At 70.3% G+C, this 3,412-nt stretch carries 4 protein-coding genes and 1 pseudogene; 3 read left to right on the top strand and 2 right to left on the bottom strand.

Annotated elements, in window-relative coordinates; all coding sequences use genetic code 11:
* Both B0W88_RS30635 and apaG read right to left on the bottom strand, forming a co-directional pair.
* Positions 1-1,188: pseudogene (locus B0W88_RS30635) on the bottom strand (site-specific recombinase); the annotation flags it as partial.
* Positions 1,185-1,559, bottom strand: coding sequence for a Co2+/Mg2+ efflux protein ApaG (gene apaG / locus B0W88_RS30630; RefSeq protein WP_077038271.1), 375 nt, complete (start codon positions 1,557-1,559; stop codon positions 1,185-1,187). The pseudogene B0W88_RS30635 and the gene apaG, both read right to left, overlap by 4 nt.
* Positions 1,560-1,604: 45 nt before the next feature.
* Here apaG and B0W88_RS30625 point away from each other — a divergent pair, with 45 nt between their 5' ends.
* Genes B0W88_RS30625 through B0W88_RS30615 form a run of 3 tightly spaced genes read left to right on the top strand, consistent with a single transcriptional unit; the run spans position 1,605 to position 3,407 of the window.
* Positions 1,605-2,378 (top strand): ABC transporter substrate-binding protein, encoded by a 774-nt coding sequence (locus B0W88_RS30625; protein WP_083749179.1) that lies wholly within the window; start codon positions 1,605-1,607, stop codon positions 2,376-2,378.
* A gap of 4 nt (positions 2,379-2,382) precedes the next feature.
* On the top strand, positions 2,383-3,009 hold the full coding sequence (locus B0W88_RS30620) for a DNA-3-methyladenine glycosylase I (RefSeq protein WP_077038269.1): 627 nt from the start codon (positions 2,383-2,385) through the stop codon (positions 3,007-3,009).
* Positions 3,006-3,407, top strand: coding sequence for a DUF1801 domain-containing protein (locus tag B0W88_RS30615; protein WP_198937986.1), 402 nt, complete (start codon positions 3,006-3,008; stop codon positions 3,405-3,407). The genes B0W88_RS30620 and B0W88_RS30615 overlap by 4 nt, the downstream gene beginning before the upstream one ends.
* Positions 3,408-3,412: the final 5 nt, after the last annotated feature.

Here is a 3,412-nt window from a genome sequence, read left to right as displayed (position 1 = left end):
GATGATGACGAAGCTGAGCGCGTAGTTGACGCCCGCCCAGGCCCCGCCCCAGAAGGCTGAGAGGCCGATCGCCAGGATCGCGAACTTGGTGAAGGTGGTGCCGGCCAGCACCAGGCCGCCGCCGGCGGCGCGGCCCAGCATCGCGCGGTACTCGGCCGGGTTGCGGGTGATGTAGTGCTCGCCGGTCTCGGCGCTGCGCTCGGCCACCTTGCGGGCCAGCAGCGAGTAGTGCCGCGCGAACAGCGTTCGCACGCTGCGGCGCGCATGGGTGGAGCGCACCAGGCTGATGGTGAGGCGCAGCAGCTCGCGGCGCGGCTCGTCGGAGACCAGGCAGTTCAGCAGCGCCTCGATGCGCTGGCTGCGCACGCGCAGCTGCTCCACCTCGAACATGATGTCCACCGAGACCCCGTAGGCCTCCAGGTGCTCAGGCACGCTCTGCGCCGCCTCGCGGCAGCTTTGCAGCAGTGCGCGGAGGTACTGGGAGGCGCGCAGCACGGCGGCGTGGTCGCCGTCTTCGACTTCGAGCGCCTGGGCCAGCTCATCGCCGGCGCGGGAGAGCTGCTCGAAGGGCTGGTTCACCAGCAGCTCGGGGCTCATGCGCTGGCGCAGCGGGCCCGACAGGCCCGCCGCCTGCACCGCGCTCACCAGCACCGTCATCGCGCGGTTCAGCGCGGCGCGCCAGGAGCTGCCCGGGCCGTCCACGCCGGAGCGGTCCAGCAGCGCGGCCAGGCGGGCCAGCAGCGCATCGTCGATGGCCTCCAGCCAGCGCAGGTCGTCTTCCTCGGTGAAGAGCTGGGCGAACAGCTCGCCCAGGTCGCGCGTGTCCACCGTGCCGGGCAGCACCTTCAGCCGCAGCCGGTGCGTGAACTCGCTCCACAGCGCCATGCGCGGCGCGAAGCCGGCATCCGCGAACAGGCCGGTGCCGTCCATGTGGCGCCAGATGCTGGCCCACATCGCGGCGAAGGTGTCGGCATGCTGCGGGTTGCGCTCCAGCATGTTGAGCAGGTGCTTCAGGCGCAGCACCGGGCGGGGCAGGGTGGCGGCATCCTCGTCGGTGGCCGCCGTCGGCGCGTGGCGCAGCCACTGCAGCAGGCGGGCGAGCCAGAGGTTGCGGGCCGGCAGTTCGGCGCGTGGATCAGCCGCGTTGAGCAGCGCCGTCAGGTCCCAGGCGGGGCTGGATGCTCTCAATGGAGGCTGGCGCTGTTGGCGAGCATGAACTCGGGCAGCTCGGTATGGAAGACCTCGGCGTCCTCGGTGACGCACAGGAAGCGGCCCTGCATGCTGCCCTGGGGCGTGTCGATCTGTGCCCAGGAGGTGTACTGGAACTTCTGGCCCGGCGCCAGCAGCGGCTGGTGGCCGACGACCGCCAGGCCGTCCACCTTCTGCACCTTGCCGCGCGCATCGGTGATCAGCCAGTGGCGGCCGATCAGCTGCGCGGTGATGTCGCCGGTGTTCTCGATGGTGATCGTGTAGCTGAAGGCGTACTTGCCTTGCTCGGCATCGGTCTGCTCAGGCAGCACCTGGACCAGCACGCTGCATGTGAATTGAGGGTTTGCCATCCGCTGATTCTAGGAGCCCTGCCGCAGGCGCACTATGCTTGGGTCATGACAAGAAGCAAGAGCCGGGGGAGACAGACGGGCTGGCTGGCCGCGGGGCTGCTGTGCTCGCTCGGAGCTTCCGTGGCGCTGGCCGCGCCGGTGGTGGAGTTGCGCACCGCGCAGCAGAGCAACGCGCTCGGCAAGTACGCGCCCGAGGCCGAGGCGATGCCGGGCCTGTGCATGGAGATCCTGCGGGCGGTCGAGCATGTCGACCCGGGCCTGCGCTTCACCGGCCTCAAGCTGCGCGCGCCGCTGCGCCGCATCGAGCGGTTGCTGGCGCAGGAGGAGCTCGACGCCTTCTTCTGCCTGCTCAAGACGCCCGAGCGCGAGCAGCAGTGGCGCTACCTGCCGGTGCCGCTGTTCCGCATCCGCCACATGATCCTCCAGCGCGCCGACGACGCCACCGACTACCGCAGCGTCGAAGACCTGGCCGCCAGCCGCAAGCCGGTGCTGGTGATGCAGGGCACCTCGCTGCAGGAGGTGCTGACCCGCGCCCGCGTGCCCACCGATGCGCCGCCCTCCGAACGCGAGGCGATGAAGATGCTGCTGGCCGGCCGCACCGACGCCATCTACGGCCAGGACATCAACCTGCTGCGCAACCTGCGCGAGAGCGGCCTGGAAGGCCAGCTGCGCGTGGCGACCACGGTGTTCCGCGAGGAGCCTCAATACCTGGTCGTGTCGCGCAGCGTGCCGGCGGCGGTCGAGCAGCGGCTCGTGCAGGCCCTGCAGACGCTGGAACGCAACGGCACGCTGAAGGCGCTGGCGGCCCGTTATCGTTGAGGGCATGAGCACGACAGCGACCGACACCCACTACCTCCCCGCCGACGGCCGCCCCCGCTGCCGCTGGTGCGCCGCCGCCGCCGGCGACGACGGCTACCTCCGCTACCACGACACCGAATGGGGCTTCCCGGTGGACAGCGACTTCCGCCTGTTCGAGAAGCTGTGCCTGGAAGGTTTCCAGTCCGGCCTGTCCTGGCGGACCATCCTCAACAAGCGGGACGCATTCCGCCAGGCCTTCGCCGGCTTCGACTTCAACAAGGTCGCGAGCTTCAAGGACAAGGACGTCGAGCGCCTGCTGCAGGATGCGGGCATCGTGCGCCACCGCGGCAAGATCGAGGCGGCCATCAACAACGCCCAGCGCTGCGTGGAGCTGGTGGCCGAGCAGGGCTCGCTGGCGCGCTACATCTGGTCCTTCGAGCCCGCGGCGCTGGCGGCGCCCGAGCACGCCACCGAGACGGCCGCCTCGCGCGCCCTGTCCAAGGACCTGAAGAAGCGCGGCTGGAAGTTCGTCGGGCCGACGACGATGTATGCCTTCATGCAGTCGATGGGCATGCTCAACGACCATGCGATCGGCTGCGTGACCCGGGACGAGGTGGCGGCCCGGCTGAAGAAGTTCAAGCGGCCGTCGTGACGCAGGGCCTCTTCCTCTTCTCGATGGCACGGCAGCGGGATCCGGGCGTGGAGGCCTGGTTCGGACGGCACGGTGAAGGGGGCGCGCTGGCCCGCCGCTGGTTCGAGGTGATGCGCGGCTGCGGCGACGACGTGCGCGAACTGCTGCACGACGGCCACCCCACCGCCTGCACCGGCGAGGCCGCCTTCGCCTACGTCAACGCCTTCAGCGCGCACGTCAACGTCGGCTTCTTCCGCGGGGCGGAGCTGGACGACCCCGACCGGCTGCTCGAAGGCAGCGGGCGGCTCATGCGGCATGTGAAGCTGGGGCTGCCGGATCGCGAGGTCGATGAGGCGGCACTTGCGCGGCTGATCGCCGCGGCCCATGCCGACATGCAGGCACGGCTGGCGGCCCCATAAAATCC

Origin of the sequence: Pelomonas sp. KK5, assembly GCF_001984095.1 — a bacterium.
In the GTDB taxonomy this organism is placed as follows: Bacteria; Pseudomonadota; Gammaproteobacteria; order Burkholderiales; family Burkholderiaceae_C; genus KK5.
Note: the sequence above shows the minus strand (reverse complement) of the source record. Positions and strands in the feature narration are given on the sequence as shown.